Annotated in this window: 20 protein-coding genes and 1 pseudogene; 15 read left to right on the forward strand and 6 right to left on the reverse strand. The window is 72.4% G+C overall.

Annotated elements, in window-relative coordinates; translation table 11 throughout:
* Positions 1–311 precede the first annotated feature (311 nt).
* On the forward strand, positions 312–1,847 hold the full coding sequence (locus tag ACZ501_RS14890; protein WP_468795561.1) for a glutamate-cysteine ligase family protein: 1,536 nt from the start codon (positions 312–314) through the stop codon (positions 1,845–1,847).
* Between the two features lie 84 nt (positions 1,848–1,931).
* Positions 1,932–2,729, forward strand: a complete 798-nt coding sequence (locus tag ACZ501_RS14895) for a CPBP family intramembrane glutamic endopeptidase (RefSeq protein ID WP_468795564.1) — start codon at positions 1,932–1,934, stop codon at positions 2,727–2,729.
* 189 nt (positions 2,730–2,918) lie between these two features.
* Here the strand turns inward: ACZ501_RS14895 and ACZ501_RS14900 are convergent, their stop codons facing one another.
* Together ACZ501_RS14900 and ACZ501_RS14905 are read right to left on the reverse strand one after the other, a co-directional pair.
* Positions 2,919–3,746 (reverse strand): PhzF family phenazine biosynthesis protein, encoded by an 828-nt coding sequence (locus ACZ501_RS14900; RefSeq protein ID WP_468795567.1) that lies wholly within the window; start codon positions 3,744–3,746, stop codon positions 2,919–2,921.
* 191 nt (positions 3,747–3,937) lie between these two features.
* A pseudogene (locus tag ACZ501_RS14905) lies at positions 3,938–4,222 on the reverse strand (hypothetical protein); the annotation flags it as partial.
* A gap of 125 nt (positions 4,223–4,347) precedes the next feature.
* Here ACZ501_RS14905 and ACZ501_RS14910 point away from each other — a divergent pair.
* On the forward strand, positions 4,348–4,962 hold the full coding sequence (locus ACZ501_RS14910) for a PadR family transcriptional regulator (protein ID WP_361611418.1): 615 nt from the start codon (positions 4,348–4,350) through the stop codon (positions 4,960–4,962).
* Positions 4,963–5,024: 62 nt separating this feature from the next.
* Here ACZ501_RS14910 and ACZ501_RS14915 read toward each other — a convergent pair whose 3' ends face one another.
* The gene (locus ACZ501_RS14915) at positions 5,025–5,453 is read right to left on the reverse strand and encodes a type II toxin-antitoxin system Rv0910 family toxin (RefSeq protein ID WP_362456289.1); all 429 of its coding nucleotides are present in this window, start codon (positions 5,451–5,453) and stop codon (positions 5,025–5,027) included.
* Between the two features lie 171 nt (positions 5,454–5,624).
* Between ACZ501_RS14915 and ACZ501_RS14920 the strand changes: the two genes are divergently transcribed.
* Positions 5,625–6,590, forward strand: coding sequence for an EamA family transporter (locus ACZ501_RS14920; protein WP_468795570.1), 966 nt, complete (start codon positions 5,625–5,627; stop codon positions 6,588–6,590).
* A 243-nt stretch (positions 6,591–6,833) separates the two neighbouring features.
* Positions 6,834–7,799 (forward strand): DMT family transporter, encoded by a 966-nt coding sequence (locus ACZ501_RS14925; protein ID WP_468795573.1) that lies wholly within the window; start codon positions 6,834–6,836, stop codon positions 7,797–7,799.
* Here ACZ501_RS14925 and ACZ501_RS14930 read toward each other — a convergent pair.
* Positions 7,781–8,446, reverse strand: coding sequence for a pyridoxamine 5'-phosphate oxidase family protein (locus tag ACZ501_RS14930; RefSeq protein ID WP_468795576.1), 666 nt, complete (start codon positions 8,444–8,446; stop codon positions 7,781–7,783). The two genes, ACZ501_RS14925 and ACZ501_RS14930, sit on opposite strands and share 19 nt — an antisense overlap.
* A gap of 37 nt (positions 8,447–8,483) precedes the next feature.
* Here ACZ501_RS14930 and ACZ501_RS14935 point away from each other — a divergent pair, with 37 nt between their 5' ends.
* On the forward strand, positions 8,484–9,815 hold the full coding sequence (locus tag ACZ501_RS14935; protein ID WP_361609672.1) for an aminotransferase class I/II-fold pyridoxal phosphate-dependent enzyme: 1,332 nt from the start codon (positions 8,484–8,486) through the stop codon (positions 9,813–9,815).
* Positions 9,816–9,868: 53 nt separating this feature from the next.
* Here ACZ501_RS14935 and ACZ501_RS14940 read toward each other — a convergent pair whose 3' ends face one another.
* A complete protein-coding gene (locus ACZ501_RS14940) occupies positions 9,869–10,843 on the reverse strand; it encodes a DMT family transporter (RefSeq protein WP_468795579.1) in 975 nt (324 codons plus the stop codon).
* A 73-nt stretch (positions 10,844–10,916) separates the two neighbouring features.
* On the opposite strand from ACZ501_RS14940, the gene ACZ501_RS14945 reads away from it, so the two are divergent.
* Positions 10,917–11,816, forward strand: coding sequence for a LysR family transcriptional regulator (locus ACZ501_RS14945; RefSeq protein WP_361609676.1), 900 nt, complete (start codon positions 10,917–10,919; stop codon positions 11,814–11,816).
* 13 nt (positions 11,817–11,829) lie between these two features.
* Here ACZ501_RS14945 and ACZ501_RS14950 read toward each other — a convergent pair whose 3' ends face one another.
* The gene (locus tag ACZ501_RS14950) at positions 11,830–12,303 is read right to left on the reverse strand and encodes a pyridoxamine 5'-phosphate oxidase family protein (RefSeq protein ID WP_361609678.1); all 474 of its coding nucleotides are present in this window, start codon (positions 12,301–12,303) and stop codon (positions 11,830–11,832) included.
* A 76-nt stretch (positions 12,304–12,379) separates the two neighbouring features.
* Between ACZ501_RS14950 and ACZ501_RS14955 the strand changes: the two genes are divergently transcribed.
* The 8 genes from ACZ501_RS14955 to ACZ501_RS14990 all read left to right on the forward strand — a co-directional run bounded on the left by ACZ501_RS14955 (position 12,380) and on the right by ACZ501_RS14990 (position 20,740).
* Entirely contained in the window at positions 12,380–12,994 is a 615-nt protein-coding gene (locus tag ACZ501_RS14955; RefSeq protein ID WP_362456271.1) for a cysteine hydrolase family protein, read from the forward strand.
* A gap of 325 nt (positions 12,995–13,319) precedes the next feature.
* Complete coding sequence (locus ACZ501_RS14960; protein ID WP_361609682.1) at positions 13,320–13,598, forward strand: GlsB/YeaQ/YmgE family stress response membrane protein; 279 nt, start codon at positions 13,320–13,322, stop codon at positions 13,596–13,598.
* A 275-nt stretch (positions 13,599–13,873) separates the two neighbouring features.
* Positions 13,874–15,202, forward strand: a complete 1,329-nt coding sequence (locus ACZ501_RS14965; protein WP_468795582.1) for a PQQ-like beta-propeller repeat protein — start codon at positions 13,874–13,876, stop codon at positions 15,200–15,202.
* A gap of 862 nt (positions 15,203–16,064) precedes the next feature.
* On the forward strand, positions 16,065–16,910 hold the full coding sequence (locus tag ACZ501_RS14970) for a HipA family kinase (protein WP_361610186.1): 846 nt from the start codon (positions 16,065–16,067) through the stop codon (positions 16,908–16,910).
* Complete coding sequence (locus ACZ501_RS14975) at positions 16,907–17,290, forward strand: DUF3037 domain-containing protein (protein ID WP_361610184.1); 384 nt, start codon at positions 16,907–16,909, stop codon at positions 17,288–17,290. Before ACZ501_RS14970 ends, ACZ501_RS14975 begins: the two co-directional genes overlap by 4 nt.
* A 137-nt stretch (positions 17,291–17,427) precedes the next feature.
* On the forward strand, positions 17,428–18,189 hold the full coding sequence (gene fabG, locus ACZ501_RS14980; protein WP_361610183.1) for a 3-oxoacyl-ACP reductase FabG: 762 nt from the start codon (positions 17,428–17,430) through the stop codon (positions 18,187–18,189).
* Positions 18,190–18,215: 26 nt separating this feature from the next.
* Positions 18,216–19,004: an SDR family oxidoreductase gene (locus ACZ501_RS14985; protein WP_361610181.1), complete on the forward strand. Its 789-nt coding sequence runs from the start codon at positions 18,216–18,218 to the stop codon at positions 19,002–19,004.
* A 152-nt stretch (positions 19,005–19,156) separates the two neighbouring features.
* Positions 19,157–20,740 carry an ABC transporter substrate-binding protein gene (locus ACZ501_RS14990; RefSeq protein ID WP_361610179.1) on the forward strand — a complete coding sequence of 528 codons (1,584 nt, stop codon included), beginning with the start codon at positions 19,157–19,159 and terminating at the stop codon, positions 20,738–20,740.
* Positions 20,741–20,783: the final 43 nt, after the last annotated feature.

The raw sequence follows: 20,783 nt of genomic DNA on the forward strand, positions 1-20,783 counted from the left end.
GGCAAGGCGTCTTCCGGTCCCGCTGTCATGGTATTCATGCCGGTTGCGCGTGGACAGACCGCGCTGACCTCGGAGGTTACCGGATGGGGGCTCGGCTGGAAAGCTCCGGTAATCCGGAGTCGGCAAAGGCCATGCGGAATTTGCGTCCGGCCGGTTGCCACGGGAATGTGCCGGAGCGCCCATCCGGCCATACCCGCGCGCGCTCCCCGCCAAGCCGTCCCGGCCCGGCGTTATCGATCACCGGGGCGGGGCATCATCGACCGTAACGTGCGCCCGGGCGGACCGGGCCGGACTCGTGGAGGGACGCTTCGATGGGGGAGAAGGTCGTGGCAGGCGGATTCGACCTGTCCGATCGGCATCGGTATCGGAGGAAGCTTCACGAGTGCCTGGAGGGGCTGGAGCGGCTTCTGGCGGAGAAGAGGTTCGATCGTCCCAAGAACATGATGGGACTGGAGATCGAACTGAATCTCGCAGGTGCCGACGGTTTGCCGCGCATGGTGAATGCGCAGGTACTGGAGAGGATTGCGAGCCCTGATTTCCAGACCGAACTGGGAATGTTCAACCTGGAGGTGAACGTACTCCCGCACCGGCTCGACGGCAGGGTATTCGACCAGCTCGCCGAAGAACTGAGCGCGGGCCTCCACTACGCCCACCGGCAGGCCGTGGAGATCGACGCGGGCGTCGTGATGATCGGGATACTGCCCACCATCTCCCGCGCGGACCTGGCCCTGGCGAACCTCTCGGCGGTGGACCGCTACTCCCTGCTCAACGAGCAGATCCTGATGATGCGCGGCGAGGACTTCCGCCTCGACATCGACGGGGTCGAGCGGCTGAGCTGGAGCACCGGGTCGATCGTGCCGGAAGCCGCCTGCACCTCCGTACAGCTGCACCTGCAGGTGACCCCGGCCCGGTTCGCCGACGTGTGGAACGCCGCGCAGGCGGTGACGGCCGTGCAGATAGCGGTGGGGGCCAACTCGCCCTTCCTGTTCGGGCGGGAGCTGTGGCGCGAGTCGCGTCCGCCGCTGTTCACCCAGGCCACCGACACCCGGCCGCCGGAGCTCCAGGCACAGGGGGTGCGGCCGCGGACCTGGTTCGGGGAGCGGTGGGTGGACTCGGCGTACGAGCTGTTCGCCGAGAACGTCCGCTTCTTCCCCTCCCTGCTGCCGATCTGCGACGAGGAGGAGCCGCTGCGGGTGCTCGCCGAGGGCGGGGTACCGAGCCTGCAGGAGCTGGTGCTGCACAACGGCACGGTCTACCGGTGGAACCGGCCCGTCTACGGGGTCGCCGACGGGGTGCCGCACCTGAGGGTGGAGAACCGCGTCCTGCCCGCCGGACCCACCGTGGCCGACGTCGTCGCCAACGCCGCCTTCTACTACGGCCTCGTACGGACCCTCGCGGACGAGCAGCGTCCGGTGTGGACCCGGATGCCGTTCGCGGACGCGGAGGCCAACTTCGACGCGGCCTGCCGGTACGGGATCGACGCGCGGATCCGCTGGCCGCGCCGGGGCCGGGCCGGGGGACTGGTGAGCGTGCCCGCGGTACGGCTGGTGCTGGACGAGCTGCTGCCGATGGCCGCGTCCGGGCTGGACGCCTGGGGCATCGAACCCGCCGACCGGGACCACTACCTCGGGATCATCGAGGAGCGGTGCCGGCGCAGGGTGAACGGGGCGACCTGGCAGGTGGAGACGTACCACCGGGCGCTCGCGGGCGGCCTCGAACGCGACGCCGCCCTGGCGGCGACCACCCGGCGCTACAGCGAGCTGATGCACAAGGGCGACCCCGTGCACACCTGGCCCGTGGGCCTGGAGGAGCAGGAAGTGGACGCCAGGGCGGCGGTCCGCCGCTGACCGGTGCTCGGGCCGGCCGGTGATTTTTTCCCGCCCCCGAGGGGGCAGTATGGGGTGGTGGTCGGATCGGGACGGGAGTCAGGCGTGCGGGTGCAGCCGGAGCCGGTGGTCGTGGAACTGCGCGAGGACGGGCGCCGGGTCCTGCGCACCGAGACGCTGCTCGTGCTGGCGCTGTCGCTGGGCGCGAGCGGGGTCTCCGCGCTGATCAGCTTCATCGGCTCGCTCACCAAGCCGGGCGGCCTCAAGGACCAGGCCGCCACGCTCAACGGCTCGTACGCACCCGGGCGGCCCTGGCTGGACCTGGCCTGGCAGCTGTTCGGGATCGCGAGCGCGCTGGTGCCCGTGCTGCTCGTCGCCCACCTGCTGAGCCGCGAGGGCGCGCCCGGGCTGCGGGTCCTGGGCTTCGACCGCACCCGGCCCGGAGGGGACCTGGCCCGGGGCGCCCTCGTGGCCGCCGGCATCGGCAGCGCCGGGCTGGCCTTCTACCTGGCGGCCCGGGCCACGGGCTTCAACCTGACGGTGGTGCCGGAGGCGCTGCCCGACGTGTGGTGGAAGTTCCCCGTCCTGATCCTCTCCGCGGTGCAGAACGCCGTGGTGGAGGAGGTCATCGTGCTGGCGTACCTGCTGCGCCGGCTGGACCGGCTCGGGTGGTCGCCGACGGCCGCGCTGCTCGCCAGCTCGGTGCTGCGCGGCTCGTACCACCTCTACCAGGGCGTCGGCGGCTTCGTCGGCAACATGGTGATGGGCGTCGTCTTCGTCCTGGCCTACCGGCGTTGGGGCCGGGTGGGCCCCCTGGTCGTCGCGCACGCCCTGCTCGACATCGTCGCCTTCGGCGGGTACGCCCTGCTCGCGGGCAAGGTCGGCTGGCTGCCGACCCTCTAGGGGGTGTCCGCGAAGTAGCGCCGGCCGCCCGAAGGGCGGGCCCTGCGGCGTCTGGTGCCGTGCATCGCAAGGCGGAGGGCCGCCCGCGTACTGGACGTACTCGGGCGGGCCCGACAACGCGGCGAGGTGCGGTGCCAGGCGTCGCAGGGCAGGCGGGACTTCGCGGACACCCCGGAGTGCCCGACCGCGTCAGCCGGCCTCGGGGGCGGTGAGCAGCTCGCCGTCGAGGACGGTGACGGCGCGGCCCGTCAGGAGCGTGCGGTCGCCCGCCAGCGTCACCCGGACCAGGCCCGTGCGGGCCCCGCCCTGCAGACCGGTCATCTCGGTGCGGCCCAGCCGGGCGGCCCAGAACGGGGCGAGGGCGGTGTGGGCGCTTCCCGTCACCGGGTCCTCGTCGATGCCGAGGGCGGGGAAGAAGCCGCGGCTGACGAAGTCGTACCCGCGGGAGGGGTCCTCGGCCGGCGCGGTGGCGATCACCCCGCGGCGGGAGTACGCCCGCAGGGCCGCGTGGTCGGGCGCCAGTTCCCGTACGGTCCGCTCGTCCGCCAGCTCCACCAGCAGATCGCCGATGTGCTCGGCGGTGTCGTGGAACGACCTGGCCTCGGCGCCCAGGGCGCGGCTGACCTCGGGGACCGGCTCCAGCGGGGTCAGCGAGGAGGTGGGGAAGTCCATCGTGACGGTGCCGTCCCCGTCGACCCGTGCCGTGAGGATCCCGCAGCGCGCGCTGAAGCGGATCAGCCCCTGGGCGAGCCCGCCGGTGGCCAGTACGTGCGCGGTGGCGAGGGTGGCGTGGCCGCACATGTCGACCTCGGCGGCCGGGGTGAACCAGCGCAGCGCCCAGTCGGCGTCGCCGCCGGGCGGCAGGGGGTGGGCGAACGCGGTCTCGGAGAGGTTCACCTCGGCGGCGACCTGCTGGAGCCAGGCGTCCGGGGGGAAACCGCCGTCGAGGAGCAGGACTGCTGCGGGGTTCCCGTGGAAGGGGCGGTCGGTGAAGGCGTCGACGATTCGGATGCGCATGGGCCGACGGTAGGTCGCTCCCCGAACCCCCGACAAAGGCCAATCCGGGGTGACTGGACTGGTCGTGACCTGTCGCATTGAAGCTTGACCGTTCTCACTGAACTTTGACCGCGTGCCACTGGCCAGCCGGCTGCGGTCCGGGCCGCGGACGACTGGCCGACCCGACGCCGGTCCAGGCTGATGGCGGGCAGTCAGGGTCGGCCGCGGGCGGCGCCGAACAGGGGATCGAGCGGATCGCCCTCGCACCCGACGACAAGGCAGGCCGCAGCGACCGGTCCCCGAGAGAGCTCTACGAGTCGGGCCAGGGCCACCGCCTCGGACGGCAGTCCGGCCGGATCGAGACCGGGTGCCCGCGCCGCACGGTCGCGTCGCCGGTCGAGGTCGGGCATGTCTTCCCGGTACTCGTCGGCGACTGCCTGGAGTTCGGAAACCGTCCGTCCGGGAGCATCCCGCCACCACGGTGCCACCAGACACAGCCCCCGACTGCCGGCGATAGTTTCCGATATATCGTTGACGTATCTCGATGGGTCAGCGATAGTGAAGGAGTCGAAACGACGAGTGGCATGACGGACATGGCAGAGATGACGAAAGGAGCGCAGTGATGCGTTCACACGGACACCACGACCACGGACACGAGCACGGACGGGGTCACGGCCACTGCGGGCCGGATCGTCGGGAGGAGTTCAGGGGGCTGCGTGCCGCCTTCGGGCCGTTCGGGCCGCCCTTCGGGGGCGGGCCCTTCGGCGGTCGGGGCGGGCGCGGCGGACCGCGCGGGCGGGCTCGGCGGGGTGACGTACGCGCCTCGATCCTGGCGCTGCTCGCCGACCGGCCGATGCACGGTTACGAGATGATCCAGGAGATCGGCGAGCGCAGCGGCGGGGCGTGGAAGCCCAGCCCGGGCTCGGTCTACCCGACCTTGCAGCTGCTCGAGGACGAGGGGCTGATCACCAGCGCCAGCGAGGGCGGCAAGAAGCTGTTCACGCTGACCGACGCCGGCCGCGCCGAGGCCGAGTCGGGGCCGGACGCCCCCTGGGCGGACGCCGGGCGGGGCTTCGACTTCGAGGCGATGCACGAGATCCGTACCGCCGGAGCGGGGCTGATGGAGGCCTTCGGGCAGGTCTTCAGGACCGGATCGCCCGAGCAGCGGGAGAAGGCCCTCGCGGTCGTCAACGACGCCCGCAAGAAGCTCTACCTGATCCTGGCCGACGAGCACTGACCGGGACGTGCGCACGGCGCGCCCCCGCGGACGCCCCGCGGGGCGCGCCGTGCGCGTACCGGTCAGGCGACCAGGCCGGCCAGCCTGCGCAGCGACTCGTTCAGGGCGGCCGTCGCCGAGTCCTTGAGCTTGCCCGCCATGAGGGAGACGGCCGCGCCCGTGAACTCCCCGTCGATGCGCACCGTCGTGGCCGGGCCGTCGGGGACGAGGGTGTAGCGGGTGAGCACCGCGACGCCCATCGGGCCCTTGCCGGTGATGGCGAAGAGGCGCTGGTCCTCCAGTTCCGAGACCGTCCACAGGACCTCGGCGGGGAAGCCCATCATCTTCATGTTCTCGGTGAAGGTGGACCCGACGGCCAGGGTCTCGGGCCCGCCCTTCGGGAAGTCGGTGTGGGTCATGCTCCACTGCCCGTACGCGTCCCAGTCCGTCAGCTGGGCCCAGAGCTTCGCGGCGGGCGCCTCGATGCGTGATTCCGCGGTGACTTCAGCCATGCGTCCACCCCTTCTGGTCGGGTACGTGCGGCGGAAGGTAGCCCCGGCGGGCGCAACATACAAGGTTGACGGCCTGTCAGATACGGGGGCCGCCGAGCGGCCGGCTCCCGGGTCCGTCTCAACAGGTGTCTCGCGGACGATGCCCCTGTCCGGCCCTGCCATGATGGGGCGATGCAAGCGTCAGGGAAGAACGCCGGACTGGGCCTCGCCCTCGTCTCCGCGTGCGCGTTCGGTGGTTCGGGTGTTGCGGCGAAGCCGCTGATCGAGGCGGGTCTGGACCCGCTCCACGTGGTGTGGCTCAGGGTGGCCGGGGCGGCCCTGGTGCTGTCCCCGCTCGCCTGGCGGCACCGGTCCCTGCTACGGCGCAAGCCCCTGCTGCTGGCGGGCTTCGGACTGGTGGCCGTGGCCGGTGTGCAGGCCTTCTACTTCGCGTCCCTGTCGCGGATCCCGGTCGGCGTGGCCCTGCTGCTGGAGTACCTGGGGCCCGCCCTGCTGCTCGGCTACATACGCTTCGTGCAGCGCAAGCCCGTGACGCGCGCGGCCGCGGCGGGGGCGGCGGTGGCCGTCGTCGGGCTGGCCTGCGTGGTCGAGATCTGGGCCGGACTGCGCCTGGACCTGCTCGGGGTGCTGCTCGGTCTCGCGGCCGCCTGCTGCCAGGCCTTCTACTTCGTCTTCGCGGACCAGGGCGCCGACGGGGAGGACGTGCCCGATCCGCTGGGCGTGATCGCGCACGGCATGGTCATCGGCACCCTGGTGATGACCGTGATCGCCCGCCCCTGGCGGATGGACTGGGCGGTGCTGGGCGGGTTCGCGTCGATGGGCGACGTGCGGGTCCCGGCCCTGGCGCTGCTGGGGTTCGTGGTGCTGGTCGCCACCGTGTTCGCGTACCTGACCGGTGTGGTCTCGGTCCGCAGGCTCTCGCCGCAGGTCGCGGGTGTGGTGGCCTGCCTGGAGGCGGTCGTCGCGACCGTACTGGCGTGGGTGCTGCTCGGCGAGCGGCTGTCGGGCCCGCAGGTCCTGGGTGGCGTGCTCGTGCTCGGCGGGGCCCTGATCGCCCAGTCCTCGCGGCCGGCTCCCGTGGTGGGGCAGGAAGCGGCGGTTCCCGTACCGCAGGACCGGGAGCCGACGAGCGCGTAGCCCCAGGGGGGCGCCGCGCGGCGAGCGGGCGCGCGGGACGGATCCCGATGGGCCTGGCCCGCGGGGGTGCGCGCGGCGTAGGCTGCGGACCATGCCTTCGACCGTGCTTCCGCCTCCCGCCGCCTAGCGCGGGCGGCCGCCACCTCAACGAGAGACCCGCCCGGGGAGTTCCCGGGCCGGTACGCGCTGCCCGCGAAGCGATGACCTCCTTCCCTCATCCTTCACGCATGCGCGGAGCACCACGTGTCGAACCATTCGCCCGCAGCCGGGCGCAGTCTGCTGTACCTCGTCGTCGCCGGAGCCGCCTGGGGCACCGCCGGGGCGGCGGCCTCCCTCCTCTTCCTCGCCAGTGACCTCGGTCCGCTGGCCCTGACCTTCTGGCGCTGCGCGGGCGGGCTGGTGGTGCTGCTCGCGGTGCTCGCCGTACGCCGCCCCGCGCGGGCGCCGCGTGCGGCGCGGCCGTCGGCCCTCTCCCTGATCTCGACCGGGCTGATGTTCACCGTCTTCCAGGCCGCCTACTTCGGGGCCGTGCGCGAGACCGGCCTGGCGGTCGGCACCGTGATCACCCTCGGGGCGGGGCCCGTGCTGATCGCGCTGGGCGGCCGGTACTGGACGGGCGAGCGGCTCGGGCGGGGCGGGGTGGCCGCCGTCGGCGGTGCCCTCGCCGGGCTGGCCGTCCTCGTCCTGGGCTCCGGCGGCGGTGAGGTGCGGCCGCTCGGGGTGGGCTGGGCGCTGCTGTCGGCCGCCGGGTACGCGGCGATGACGCTGCGGGCGAGGTGGCTCGGGCGGCGCGGGGCCGGCGGGGACCCGCTCGTCACCACCGCGTGGTCGGTGGCGGTGGGCGCCGTGTGCCTGCTGCCCATCGCCGCGCTGGAAGGGCTGCTGCCGCACACCGCCGAGCCGGCGCGGGTGCTGGGGCTGCTCGCCTACGTGGCCGTGGTGCCGACGGCGCTGGCCTACGCCCTGTACTTCACCGGAGCCGCGGCGGTGCGGGCCGCGACGGTGTCGGTGGTCATGCTGATCGAGCCGGTGAGCGCGGCCGTGATCGCCGTCGCGGTACTGGGGGAGCGGCTGACCGGCGCCGTGGTGCTGGGCACCGTACTGCTGCTGGCCGCGGTGGGGGCGCTGATCACGGCCGAGGCCCGCGGGGGAGCCGGGGGCGGGCCGGGGGGCCGGCCCGCCCGGGAGCCTCAGAGCGCGCTGACGTAGTCGGGGACGGCGATGCCGGGGGCCAGGTCGGAGGCCGGGACGGGGGCGCCGTACGCCGGCGCGACCGGCACCACGCCCGACCAGAAGGGCAGGCCCAGGTCCTCGGCGTCGTCGTTGGGACCGCCCGTGCGGATCTTCGCGGAGACCTCGTTGAGGTCCAGCCGGATCACCGCGGTGGCCGCGAGTTCCCGGGCGTTGGCCGGCCGGGAGTCGGCGGAGCGGCCGGGGACGACCTGGTCGACCAGGGCGTCCAGCGCGATGCGGCGCTCCTCCTCGTCCGTGACCTGGTACGCGGTGCCGTGCACCACCACCGAGCGGTAGTTGATCGAGTGGTGGAAGGCGGACCGGGCCAGGACCAGGCCGTCGACGTGCGTCACCGTCAGGCAGACCGGCAGGCCGGGGTCGGCCTTCCCCGCGGCCAGCAGCGGACGCGAGCCGGTGGAGCCGTGCACGTAGAGGGCCTCGCCCACCCGGCCGTACAGGGTCGGCAGGACCACCGGCGCGCCGTCGCGGACGAACCCGAGGTGGCACAGGTAGGCCTGGTCGAGTATCGAGTGCACCGTCGCGCGGTTGTAGTGCGCCCGCTCGCGGGCGCGGCTCGGGACGGTGCGGTCGGTGGGCGCGTAGCCGGCGGTGGTGGCGCTCATGGTGCGGACTCCGTTGCACTAGTGCATAATAGGCTTTGTGCTAGGAGACTATCGGATCGCAGGGCGTCGCGCATCGGACATCGCGGCCAGTGTGGAAACGGGCGTCGGATCGGGCGCGCTCGCCCCGGGGGCGCTGTTGCCGCCGATGCGCGAGCTCGCGGCGGCGCTGGGGGTGAACCCCAACACGGTGGCCGCCGCCTACCGCACCCTGCGCGAGCGCGGCGTCATCGAGACCGACGGGCGGCGCGGCAGCCGGGTCCGGGCGCGCCCGGCGACCGCACCCCGCGAGGTGCTGCGGATGCCGGTGCCCGACGGCGTACGCGATGTGGCGCAGGGCAACCCGGACGTGGCGCTGCTGCCCCCGCTGGACGGGCCGCTGGCCGCCGCGGCCCGGCGGCACGCCCAGGCCCCGGCCCTGTACGGCCTGGACCCGGTACTGCCCGACCTCGCCCGGCTCGCCCGCGCCGACTTCGAGGCCGACGGGGTCCCGGCCGGCGACCTGGCGGTGACCTCGGGCGCGCTGGACGGCATCGAACGGGTCCTGGCCGCCCATCTGCGGACCGGGGACGCGGTGGCGGTCGAGGACCCGGGCTGGGGGAGCGTGCTGGACCTGGTCCCCGCGCTCGGCCTGCGGGTGCTCCCGGTGGCCGTCGACGACGAGGGTCCGGTACCGGAGTCGGTGGCCCGGGCGCTGGCGGAGGGGGCGAGGGCCCTGGTGGTGACGGCGCGCGCGCAGAACCCGACCGGCGCCGCGGTGGGCGCCGCCCGGGCGGCGGAGCTCAGGGAACTGCTGGCCGGCCGCCCCGAGGTGCTCCTCATCGAGGACGACCACGGCCACGGCATCGTCGACCTGCCGCTGTGCCCGCTCGCCGGGGCGACCCGGCACTGGGCGCTGGTCCGCTCGACGGCGAAGGCGTACGGCCCCGACCTGCGGCTGGCCGTGCTCACGGGCGACGCCGTGACGATGGACCGGGTGCGGGGCCGGCAGCGGCTGGGCCCCGGGTGGGTCAGCCGGCTGCTCCAGTACGCCGTGGTGGAGCTGTGGACCTCCGGCGCGGTGGACCGGCGGGCCGTGGCGCGCTCGTACGGGCAGCGGCGCGACGGCCTGGTCCGGGCGCTGGCGGAGCGCGGGGTGCGGGCGCACGGGCGGAGCGGGATGAACGTCTGGGTACCCGTCGCCGATGAGACGGCGGCGGTCACCCGGCTGCTGACGGCCGGCTGGGCGGTGCGCCCCGGAGCCGGCTACCGCGTCCAGGCGGGACCCGGTGTGCGGATCACCGTGTCCGGGCTGGCCCTGGCGGAGGTCGACGGGCTGGCCGACGCGGTGGCCGCCGCGCTGCGTCCGTCGTCCGGCGGCCGCTTCGACTGAACGGCTCCGGCCCCCGCCGCGCGGTGCGGCGGGGGCCGGAGCGGTCCGGTCGGTCAGGCGGCCTTGCGGGAGACGGCGCGGGACTGGGTCAGGGCCGCGCCCGCCAGGACGATCAGCGCGCCGACCGGGGTGTTCCAGTGCAGCTGCTCGCCCAGGACCAGGACGCCCGCCGTGGTGGCGATCACCGGGATGAAGTAGGTGACCATCTGCGCGGTGGTCGGGCCGACCTCCGAGACCAGCCCGTACTGCATCTGCAGGGCCATCCCCGTGCCCAGGGCGCCGAGCGCCACCACCGCGAGCGTCGGCCACAGCGGGAAGCCGGCCGGCGCCGAGGTGAAGAGCGCGCTGACGGCGGCCAGCTGGAGGGTGGAGACCGTCAGCTGCGCCCCCGTCAGCGCGACCGGCGAGCCGGGGGTTCCGGCCAGGGTGCGGCGGACGTAGATCCAGCCGATCGGGTAGCAGAGCGAGGCCAGCAGGGCCAGCGCGGTGCCCTTGGCGTCGATCCCCGCGAAGCCCTGCCAGGCGCCGAGCACGGTCAGGACGCCGAGGAAGCCGATGCCGAGGCCCGCGAAGCGGCGGCGCGTGGGGCGGTCCTCGGACAGGGCCACCAGCGAGAGGGCCATGCCCCAGAGTGGGGAGGTGGCGTTGCAGATGCCCGCCAGGCTGGAGGGGATGCTCTGCTCGGCGTAGGCGAACAGTGAGAACGGGGCGGTGTTCAGCAGGAGCGCCGCCACCGTGAGGTGGCCCCAGGTGCGCCGGCCGCGGGGGAGCGGCTCCCGGCGCACCAGCAGCACCGCCAGCAGGGCGAGCGCGCCGAAGAACACCCGGCCGAGGGCGACCTGGAAGGGCGCGAAGGCCTCCGTACCCACCTTGATCAGGAGGAAGCTGAAGCCCCACACCACCGACAGGAGGGCGAACCGCAGCCGCCAGTCCAGGCAGGCGGTACGGCCGGCGCCCCGGAGGACGGCCGTCCGGGATGCGGGGGATGGGGCGGGGACGGCGGGACGGGAGGTGGTCGGTGCGCTCATACGGTCACTCTGCTGCCGACGATCTCGTAGGACAAGCGATATTTCCTTGGGGAGACGGCGTAGCATCACTTACATGTTGAACCTGGAACGCCTGCGCACCCTCGACGCCCTCGCCCGCCACGGCTCGGTCAGCGGAGCCGCGGGCGGCCTCCATGTGACCACATCGGCGGTGTCCCAGCAGATGGCCAAGCTGGAGCGGGAGGTCGGCCAGCCCCTGCTCGCCAAGAACGGGCGCGGCGTCCGGCTCACGGACGCGGGCCGGCTGCTCGCCGACCACGCCGCCCGGATCATCTCCCAGGTGGAGCGCGCCCAGGCCGACGTGGAGGCGCGGCGGGGCTGTGCGGTGGGGGAGCTGCGGATCGGGGCCTTCCCGACCGCCATGCGGGGCCTGCTGCCCCGGGCGCTCAACGCGCTGCGCGCCGGCCATCCCGAGCTGCGGGCCCTGGTGCGGGAGCGGGAGCCCGAGGAGAGCATGGCGGCCGTCGTGCGCGGCGACCTCGACATGGCCCTGGCGATCGACTGGCACAACAAGCGGATGCCGGTCCCCGCCGAACTGAGCCGCGCCCACCTGCTCGACGACGCCGCCGACATCGCCGTACCGGCCGGGCACCCGCTGGCCGGGCGCACCGAGATCTCCCTCGGGGACTTCGCCGACGACGACTGGATCTCCTGGAACGAGGGCCAGTTCTGCCACGAGTGGCTGGTGTTCACCCTGCGCGGCATCGGCGTCGAGCCGCGCATCGCGCACATCGCCGAGGAGCACCACACCCAGCTGGCCTTCGTGGAGGCCGGGCTGGGCGTGTGCGTGACGCCCCGGCTGGGCCGGGGGCCCGTGCCGCCGGGGGTCCGGCTGCTGCCGGTGAGCGACACCGTACGCCGCCACGTGTACGTCGTCTGGCGGACGGACGCGGGCCGGCGCCCCTCCATCAGGGCCGCCGTCGAGGCGCTCGAGGGCGCGGCTGCGGCCGTGTAGGAGCGGCGGCCCCTCAGAGCTTCCGGAAGTCCCAGGACACCACCGTCTCCGGCGTGAGCCGGACCCAGGCGTGCCGGCCGTCGTGCGGCATCTCCTCGATGCCGAAGTTCTTGACCGGGAAGATCCGTTCCGGCTCCAGCAGCTCCGGGCAGGGCAGGCCGGTGCGCGGCGCCTCACCCACGAAGACCGCCCGGCCGGACAGCTCGACCCCGCGCAGTTCGCCGTACGCCTCCCCGGCGTCCACCACCACCGACATCCGCGGGTCGGCCCGCAGGTCGGACCACCGGCGGCTGCGCGTGATCGAGTACAGCCACAGCGAGGTGCCGTCCCAGGCGAACCACAGGGCGCCGACGTGCGGGCGCCCGTCCGGGGAGACCGTGGCCACCCGGCAGGTGCGCTGCTCCCGCAGGAACGCGTCCACCTCGTCGTCGGTCATCATGATGCGCCGGCCCCGCCGCTGCGCCGTGCGCGCGCCCGTCTCGTCCATCCGTCCCGCACCCCTTCACATCTGACTGTGTGTCAGGAATCATGCGTGCTCTTGCGTCGCCGCACCAGGGGGAGTCATGCCGGAACCCGATCCAGCCACCACCGCGCTGCTCACCGTCGAGTGCCAGAACGGCGTCGTGGGCGAGGCGAGCGCCCTGCCCGAACTGGCCAAGGAAGCCCGCGACTCCGGCATGCTGGACCGGGTGGCCGCGCTGGTCGACGCCGCGCGCGGGGCCGGCGTACAGGTGGTGCACGCGGTCGCCGAACGGCGGCCCGACGGCCTCGGGGCCAACACCAACGCGCGGCTCTTCCGGGCCGCCGGGAAGCTGCCGGTACGCCAGCTGACCGGCAGCGACGCGGTGCGGGTCGCCCCGCCCGTCACCGTGGCCGAGCGGGACCTCGTGGTCCGCCGGCTGCACGGCCTGTCCCCGATGGCCGGCACCGACCTGGACGCCCTGCTGCGCAACCTCGGCGTCCGTACCCTCGTCGTCACCGGGGTCTCGTCCAACATCGCGATCCCGAACACCGTCTTCGACGCCGTCAACCTGGGCTACGAGGTGGTGGTCCCGGCCGACGCCATCGCCGGGGTGCCCGCCTCCTGCACGGCCGAGGTGATCCGCAACTCCCTCGCGCTGGTGGCGGCCATCACCACGGCCGAAGCCCTGCTCACGCAGTGGGCTCCCCGGCGCTGACCCCCGTAACCACGGGGCTCCGCCCCCGGCACGGCCTTCGCCCCTGCCGACCTGCACGCCGGAGCCCAGGCCTTGTACTACGGCGGAGATCTGATCGAAACAGCAATCGCCACCGTCGTGGCCGCTTCCTGGTACGTGCAGGGCGCGGAGGTGTGACGATCCCGCTCCGGTACCGCAGACGGAGCGGAAGCTGCCCTTTGGGCAGTGGCTGGTACCCGCAGCGAACCGTCGGCTCGCTGATCATCGACGTGAGGACGTTTGGAATCCTCGCCGCGGTGAAGACGAGCTTTAACACCAACTTTATTCATCGAGGTAGGAGAAGCGCATGGGCATCATTGCCTGGATCTTGATCGGACTGCTCGCGGGCTTCATCGCCAAGGCGCTGATGCCGGGCAAGGACCCCGGCGGCGTCATCATCACGATTCTGATCGGCATCGCCGGCGGTCTGCTCGGCGGCTGGCTCGGCAAGGTCATTTTCGGCGTGGACTCCATCGACGGCTTCTTCGACCTCTCCACCTGGATCGCCGCCATCATCGGTTCCGTCATCCTCCTCGCCGTCTACCGCCTGGTCACCGGTAACAAGCGCCACCACGGCCACGCCTGAGCGACCAAGGCCATCAAGCCAACGGCTCCCCCTTCCAAAGGGGGGAGCCGTTCCGCTGTCGGCGGCCGCAGCCCGGTCCGAGCGTCAACCCACCGCGCGCCCAACGCAGAGCACCCCGACCTGATGGAACTGCGCGCCCGGCCGACGACGTCATCACCGCCCGGGACCACCTCCCGCGTTCGACACCGAGGGCGAGCGCCCGGACCCCCATGCGCGCATGGAAGTGAGGCCCTGTGGTGTAGCGCCGGTCCGCCAGCGTCGCTTAGCCTGCCCCGATGCGTACCACGGGGGAACAGCGGGACGTGCGCCGCCGCCAGGTGGTGAAGTGGGTGGCCCGTGCCGGGATCGGGATCGGCCTCGCCAACGCCGCCGCCTGTGACATCCCCGGCGGTGCGCCGAAGGAGGCCAAACCGCCGGTTCGCAAGCCACTGTGGACCTTCGCCCTGCTGGACGAGGACGGCGGCGGCAAGGGCGTCGCGCATGCGCCGGTGGTGCATCAGGACGGCGTGCTCTACGTCAGGTCGAAGAAGGACGGGCTGTACGCGGTCGACGCGGCCACCGGACGCGAGCGCTGGCACGCGCCTTTGACCGGCGCCCGTACCGGCGCACCGGCCGTGACGCCGGGCGCCGTGTTCATCGCGGCGGACGGCGGCGCCGTGCACGCGCTGCGCTCCGCGGACGGCGAGCCGGTGTGGCGCCAGGCCCCGGGAAGCCGCCTGCGTACACCCACCCCGGGGGACGTGTGGACCAGCGGTGCCGTCGCCCTGGTCAGTTTCCATCCGTACACCTACGACGAAGATCCCCACCCGCCGCCCAGTGTCCTGTACGCACTCGACACGAGGAAGGGGGAGCTGTTGTGGCAGACCGAAGCGTCGCTCCTGGAGGTGCGCGACGGCCTCGCGTACGTCAACACGCCTGACGCGAGCCTGACCGCGCTCGACCCACGCACCGGCACCGTCCGCTGGGCGGCGCCGCCGGAGAAGTCGGGTGGCCGGCGCACCCTGGACGCCTTCGCCGCGGGGTTGCTCTTCGGGCGCAACGGCAACGTCGGCATCGGCTCGGAGCTGGTGGCGTACGACCCGCGCACCGGCAACGTCCGCTGGACGGCACCTGCGGCGCACACCTCGGTGCCGGTGGCGCATGGAGACGCCGTCTACATCAGCGCTCCCGGCCGCAGCAAGCGCGACGAACAGCGGCTACAGGCCCTCGACGTCACATCGGGCAGGCTCCGCTGGACCGCGCCCGCCTTCTCGACCAGGCTCTACGAAAGCCCCGTCATCGCCGCTGACGAGGACTGTGCCTATCTGTGCTGGAGCGAGGACGGCCTCGACGAGGATCGCACCACGCTGCGAGCCCATGACGCGGCCACCGGGCGAGAACGCTGGCGGAGCACCCGCCATGTCTCCTCCTACGCGGCGGACGCGGCCCCCGGGAACCGTCTGTTCATCTGCTACTTGTCGGACTGGTACTGCCATGACACCCGCACCGGCAAGGCCCTGTGGCGAGTGAGTGCGGGAGAGGCCACCACGGGACCGCCGCCACTCTCCGTCGACGGGATGCTGTACTTCGCCAGCGACGAGGGCATACACGCGCTACGCCCATGACATCCCAGCGCCGCAACCAGGCCGCCCACCCCTGAGATCGGGCCGACGAGCGCGCGGTGGACGACGCACGGGTAGCCGGTGCGCCCAGGCCCTCACGCCCCGCGCCGCTGGCCGGTACGACCTCCACGAGGGCTTCGGCGAACGGCTCGGGCTGGGGCGTGGTACGCCGTCGGCGAGAGCTTCCTTGAGTCGGGATCACCCCACCGGCGACCCCCGCACCTGCTCCCGGACCCGCATCCGGAACACCCCGACCCGGGCGTGAGCCACGCGCCCTCGTGCCGGTCCCAGCCGATGTCGTGGGCGAGCTCTTCGCCGAAGAGCAGTCGCTCGGAGTCCGACACCCCCGCGGCGCCGGATCCCGCCGTCGAGTCCTTGCTCACGCGGCCCTCCAGGTGTCCGGCCGTGCATCGCGCCCACAGCAGGGGCGGCTGTCAATGCGGCGCTCGGCGGCCTGGAGGAGGTGGTGGCCGGACGTGGAATGTTCGAATATCGCGGGGGCTGCGGCCTGGTTCGGCAGCGGACTCACGGGGTCGTGCTCTAAGAACGGCTCCCGGTCCGCCGTGTTGGGCTTGGCGTGTCTGCGATGGCGGTGCTGAAACTCGCTCGAACAGGGTCCTGTCACCCTGGCGGGGGATTGCGGGCGTCAGCCCTGTCGACGGGCATGAGCGTCCGCGGGCATGGCGGGGAGGCCGGCGGCGAGGGGCGCCGAGCCATCGACGGTCCGCTGGGGAGCCGGGGGGCAGGGGCCTCTGTCCCGAACTCCCCGGATTCTCCCCAGGGCTGATCGGTGGTCTGCCGAGCCGAGCAGTCGTTCGGGGAAATCCTTGGATCGTGAAGCGCGTTCGCCCGCTAGCCTGGGAAAATGCTCACAGAAGTGATCGCGACTCGCTACGTCACGCCCCTGCGTGAGGGCGGCTCGCTTCCGGGGATCGTCGAAGCCGACGACCTCGGAACCTACGTCATGAAATTCACCGGAGCCGGCCAGGGCCGCAAGACCCTGGTCGCCGAAGTCGTCTGCGGGCGCCTCGCCCAGCGGCTTGGCCTGCGGGTCCCGCGGCTGGTGCAGATGCAGCTCGACCCCGTCATCGGGCTCGCCGAGCCCGACCAGGAGGTCCAGGAGCTCCTCAAGGCCAGCGGCGGGCTCAACCTCGGCATGGACTACCTGCCCGGCTCGATCGGCTTCGACCCCCTCGCGTACCGGGCCGACCCGGTGGAGGCGGGGCGCGTGGTCTGGTTCGACGCACTGATCAACAACGTCGACCGGTCCTGGCGCAATCCGAACATGCTGGTCTGGCACGGGGACCTGTGGCTCATCGACCACGGCGCCACGATGATCTGGCACCACAACTGGCCCACCGCCCAGGCCGCGGCAGCCAAGCCGTACAACGCCTCCGACCACGTCCTGGCCCCCGTCGGCCCCGACATCGCGGCGGCCGCCGCCGAGCTGGCGCCGCGGGTGACCGAGGAGCTGCTCACCGAGGTCACCGCCGACGTGCCCGACGAGTGGCTGGTCGACGAGCCCGGCTTCGACTCCGCCGGCGCCGTGCGCCGCGCCTACGTGGAGGCGCTGCTGCCGCGCGCGGCCACGATCCACGAGAGGATCACCATGGAGGCGGAGGTCAGGCAGCGGTCCGGTCCGCCGGGCTGGCTCGCCGAGCGCCTCCCTCCCCAGTCGGACAAGAACAAGCAGAAGAGCGGCGACGAGTGACCAAGCGGGACGTGTTCGAATACGCGCTGGTGCGCGTGGTGCCCCGGATGGAGCGCGGTGAGTGCTTCAACGCCGGTGTCATCGTCTACTGCCGGGCGCACTCCTACGTCGCCGCCCGCACCCACCTGGACGAGGCGAAGCTCCTCGCGCTGGACCCCGGTGCCGACGTGGCCGGGGTCCGGGCAGCGCTGCGCGGGGTCGAGGGGCTCTGCGCCGGCGGCGAGGAGGCCGGACAGGCGGCGGGCGACGACGCGGGGCGCAGGTTCCGCTGGCTGATCGCCCCGCGCAGCACGGTGGTGCAGCCGGGGCCGGTGCACACCGGCCTCACGGCCGATCCCGCCGCCGAGCTGGAGCGCCTGCTGGACCTGCTGGTCCGCTGATTTCCGGGTGGGCCCGCGGCGCCGCCGCCGGGGGCCGTTGACACGGGGTGCCAGGGCTCCTAGCGTCTCCTCAGCTGAAGCTACTAAGCGGTTGCTCACCTCCGGGCGGCCGTTTCTCGAGGGCGAGGAGAACCAGCATGTCCACCACCGAGCAGCGCGTCGCGATCGTGACCGGGGCGGCCCGGGGCATCGGCGCGGCCACCGCCGTCCGTCTGGCGGCCGAGGGCCGCGCGGTCGCCGTACTCGACCTGGACGAGGCGGCGTGCAAGGACACCGTCGAGGCGATCACCGCGGCCGGCGGCAGGGCCCTGGCGGTCGGCTGCGACGTCTCCGACGCCGCCCAGGTGGAGGCGGCCGTCGAGCGGGTCGCGAGCACGCTCGGGGCTCCGACCGTCCTGGTCAACAACGCGGGCGTGCTCCGCGACAACCTGCTCTTCAAGATGAGCGACACCGACTGGGACACCGTCATGAACGTGCACCTGCGCGGTGCGTTCCTGATGGCGAGGGCCTGTCAGAAGCACATGGTCGACGCCAAGTTCGGCCGCATCGTGAACCTCTCCAGCAGCTCGGCGCTCGGCAACCGGGGCCAGGCCAACTACGCGGCCGCCAAGGCCGGCCTCCAGGGCTTCACCAAGACCCTGGCGATCGAGCTCGGCAAGTTCGGCGTCACCGCCAACGCCGTCGCCCCCGGCTTCATCGTGACCGAGATGACCGCGCAGACCGCGGCCCGCGTCGGCATGGGCTTCGAGGAGTTCCAGGTGGCCGCCGCCTCCCAGATCCCGGTGCAGCGCGTCGGCCGTCCGGAGGACATCGCGAACGCCATCGCCTTCTTCACGGGCGAGGACGCCGGCTTCGTCTCCGGCCAGGTCCTGTACGTGGCCGGCGGCCCGCTCAACTGACGGTTCCACGAGAGGCGGGCGTAGTCATGACGGACAGCAGCAACGACAGCAGCAACGACGGCAGCAGCGCTGACAGCGGCAAGGTCGCGCTGGTCACCGGGGCGAGCCGGGGCATCGGCTACGGGATCGCCGAGGCGCTCGTCGCCCGGGGCGACCGGGTCGTGATCACCGGGCGCAACGAGGACGCGCTCAAGGAGGCCGTGGAGCGGCTCGGCGCGGACCGGGTGGTCGGGGTGGCCGGGAAGGCGCACGACGAGGCCCACCAGGCCTTCGCCGTGGAACGCGCGATGGAGGCCTTCGGCCGCGTCGACTTCCTGGTGAACAACGCGGGCACCAATCCGGTCTTCGGGCCGATGGCGGACCTGGACCTCGGGGTGGCGCGCAAGGTCTTCGAGACGAACGTGATCTCGGCCCTGGGCTTCGCGCAGCGGACCTGGCACGCCTGGCAGAAGGACCACGGCGGTGCGATCGTGAACATCGCCTCCATCGCCGGCGTCTCCGCCTCGCCCTTCATCGGGGCGTACGGGATGAGCAAGGCGGCGATGATCAACCTGACCCTCCAGCTCGCGCACGAGATGGCGCCGCGGGTGCGGGTCAACGCGATCGCCCCGGCGGTGGTCAAGACCAGGTTCGCGCAGGCCCTCTACGAGGGCCGGGAGCAGGAGGCCGCGGCGGCCTACCCGCTCGGCCGGCTGGGGGTCCCGGAGGACATCGGCGGGGCCACCGCATTCCTGACATCTGCACAAGCGGAATGGATCACCGGACAAACTCTCGTCATCGACGGGGGAATGTTCCTCAATGCCGGTGTGCACTGACCGATAACCGGACGCATTTGCCTTCCGATGGGAGGCAAATGCGTACCGAATGCGCACGAAATCGGTCAAGTGCCTCACGAAACCTGCCCATTGGATTTGTGAGGCACTGCGGTAGGGTCTGCCGCACCCCTGGCTGATCGAGGAGCGTGCACGTGTTCAACCGGACCAGATGCCTGCAGATCGCTGCGGCCGTTGCGTCCATATCCCTGCTCGCCGGATGCGGCCTGTTCTCGGACGACGGCGGCGACACCGCGAAGCGGATCACCGTAGGCACCACGAGCGCGCCGAGCACCCTCGACCCGGCCGCGGCCTGGGACGGCTCCTGGGAGCTGTACCGCAACGTCTACCAGACCCTGCTGGCCTTCCCCACGGGAAGCACCAAGCCGCAGCCGGACGCGGCCCAGAACTGCGAGTTCACCGACTCGGCGAACACGGCCTACCGCTGCACCCTGAAGAAGGGGCTGAAGTTCTCCGACGGCGAGGCGCTGGACGCCAAGGCGGTCAAGCACTCCCTCGACCGCATCAAGACGATCAACCACAAGGTCGGTCCCGCGGGCCTCTTCAACACCCTGGACAAGATCGAGGCCCCGGACGCGCTCACGGTCGTCTTCCACCTGAAGACCCCCGACGCGACCTTCCCGTACGTACTGGGCTCGCCGGCCGCCTCCCTGGTCGCCCCGAAGGACTACCCCGCCAACAAGATCCGCAACGACGGCAGGATCACCGGCTCCGGCCCGTACGTCCTCACCTCGTACACGGAGGGCGGCGAGGCGGTCCTCGGCCGCAACGAGAGCTACACCGGCTTCGCCAACCGCCGTAACGACGGCGTGACGATCCGCTACTTCTCCGACTCCAAGAAGATGGTCGCCGCCCTCAAGGACAAGGAGATCGACGCCACCTACCGAGGGCTCTCCGCCGCGGAGATCAAGGACCTCCAGGCCCCCGCCTCGCACGCCCTCGGCGTGCAGGTCGTGGAGAACGTCGGGGCCGAGATCCGCTACCTGGTCTTCAACCCGAACGACCCGCAGGTCAACAAGCAGGCCGTGCGCCAGGCGATCGCCCAGGTCATCGACCGGGGCGCGATCGTCTCCAAGGTCTACCAGGGCACCGCCGAGCCGCTCTACTCGATGGTCCCCAAGGGCGTCGTGGGCCACAAGACCCCCTTCTACGACATCTACGGCAACCCCGACGTCGCCAAGGCCCGGAAGATCCTCACGACCGCGGGGATCACCCAGAAGGTCGAGCTGACCTTCTGGTACACCACCGACCGCTACGGTGCCTCCACCGCCGACGAGTTCACCGAGATCAAGCGGCAGCTCGAAGAGAGCGACCTGTTCAAGATCAACCTGCGCGGCCAGCCGTGGAAGACGTTCCAGGACGGCTACAAGAGCGGCCAGTACCCGGTCTTCGGCCGAGGCTGGTTCCCCGACTTCCCGGACCCCGACAACTTCATCGCGCCGTTCGTCGGCAAGGAGAACGCGGTCGGCACGCCGTACGAGCCGGCGCAGATCATGAACGAACTGCTGCCCAAGTCCCGCCGCGAGGGCGACCGGTCGGCGGGCGTGAGGGAGTTCGAGGCCGCCCAGCAGATCTTCGCCCAGGACGTCCGGCTGCTGCCCCTGTGGCAGGGCAAGCTCTACGTCGGCGCGCGCGAGGACATCGCCGGCGCCGAACGGGCGCTGGACCCGCAGACCGCCATGCAGATGTGGGAGTTGTACCGCAAGACCAGCTGGTGATCCCGGCGGGACGACCGGGTCGCGGCGTTGTCAGTGGTCACCG

This window comes from Streptomyces sp. NPDC034085, assembly GCF_055575555.1.

Excerpts from the sequence above, each read along its gene's own strand:
- ACZ501_RS14890 (WP_468795561.1), top strand. The coding sequence starts at position 312 with ATGGGGGAGAAGGTCGTGGCAGGCGGATTCGACCTGTCCGATCGGCAT.
- ACZ501_RS14900 (WP_468795567.1), bottom strand. The coding sequence starts at position 3,746 with ATGCGCATCCGAATCGTCGACGCCTTCACCGACCGCCCCTTCCACGGG.
- ACZ501_RS14910 (WP_361611418.1), top strand. The coding sequence starts at position 4,348 with ATGCGTTCACACGGACACCACGACCACGGACACGAGCACGGACGGGGT.
- ACZ501_RS14915 (WP_362456289.1), bottom strand. The coding sequence starts at position 5,453 with ATGGCTGAAGTCACCGCGGAATCACGCATCGAGGCGCCCGCCGCGAAG.
- ACZ501_RS14920 (WP_468795570.1), top strand. The coding sequence starts at position 5,625 with ATGCAAGCGTCAGGGAAGAACGCCGGACTGGGCCTCGCCCTCGTCTCC.
- ACZ501_RS14930 (WP_468795576.1), bottom strand. The coding sequence starts at position 8,446 with ATGAGCGCCACCACCGCCGGCTACGCGCCCACCGACCGCACCGTCCCG.
- ACZ501_RS14940 (WP_468795579.1), bottom strand. The coding sequence starts at position 10,843 with ATGAGCGCACCGACCACCTCCCGTCCCGCCGTCCCCGCCCCATCCCCC.
- ACZ501_RS14945 (WP_361609676.1), top strand. The coding sequence starts at position 10,917 with ATGTTGAACCTGGAACGCCTGCGCACCCTCGACGCCCTCGCCCGCCAC.
- ACZ501_RS14950 (WP_361609678.1), bottom strand. The coding sequence starts at position 12,303 with ATGGACGAGACGGGCGCGCGCACGGCGCAGCGGCGGGGCCGGCGCATC.
- ACZ501_RS14955 (WP_362456271.1), top strand. The coding sequence starts at position 12,380 with ATGCCGGAACCCGATCCAGCCACCACCGCGCTGCTCACCGTCGAGTGC.
- ACZ501_RS14960 (WP_361609682.1), top strand. The coding sequence starts at position 13,320 with ATGGGCATCATTGCCTGGATCTTGATCGGACTGCTCGCGGGCTTCATC.
- ACZ501_RS14965 (WP_468795582.1), top strand. The coding sequence starts at position 13,874 with ATGCGTACCACGGGGGAACAGCGGGACGTGCGCCGCCGCCAGGTGGTG.
- ACZ501_RS14970 (WP_361610186.1), top strand. The coding sequence starts at position 16,065 with ATGCTCACAGAAGTGATCGCGACTCGCTACGTCACGCCCCTGCGTGAG.
- fabG (WP_361610183.1), top strand. The coding sequence starts at position 17,428 with ATGTCCACCACCGAGCAGCGCGTCGCGATCGTGACCGGGGCGGCCCGG.
- ACZ501_RS14985 (WP_361610181.1), top strand. The coding sequence starts at position 18,216 with ATGACGGACAGCAGCAACGACAGCAGCAACGACGGCAGCAGCGCTGAC.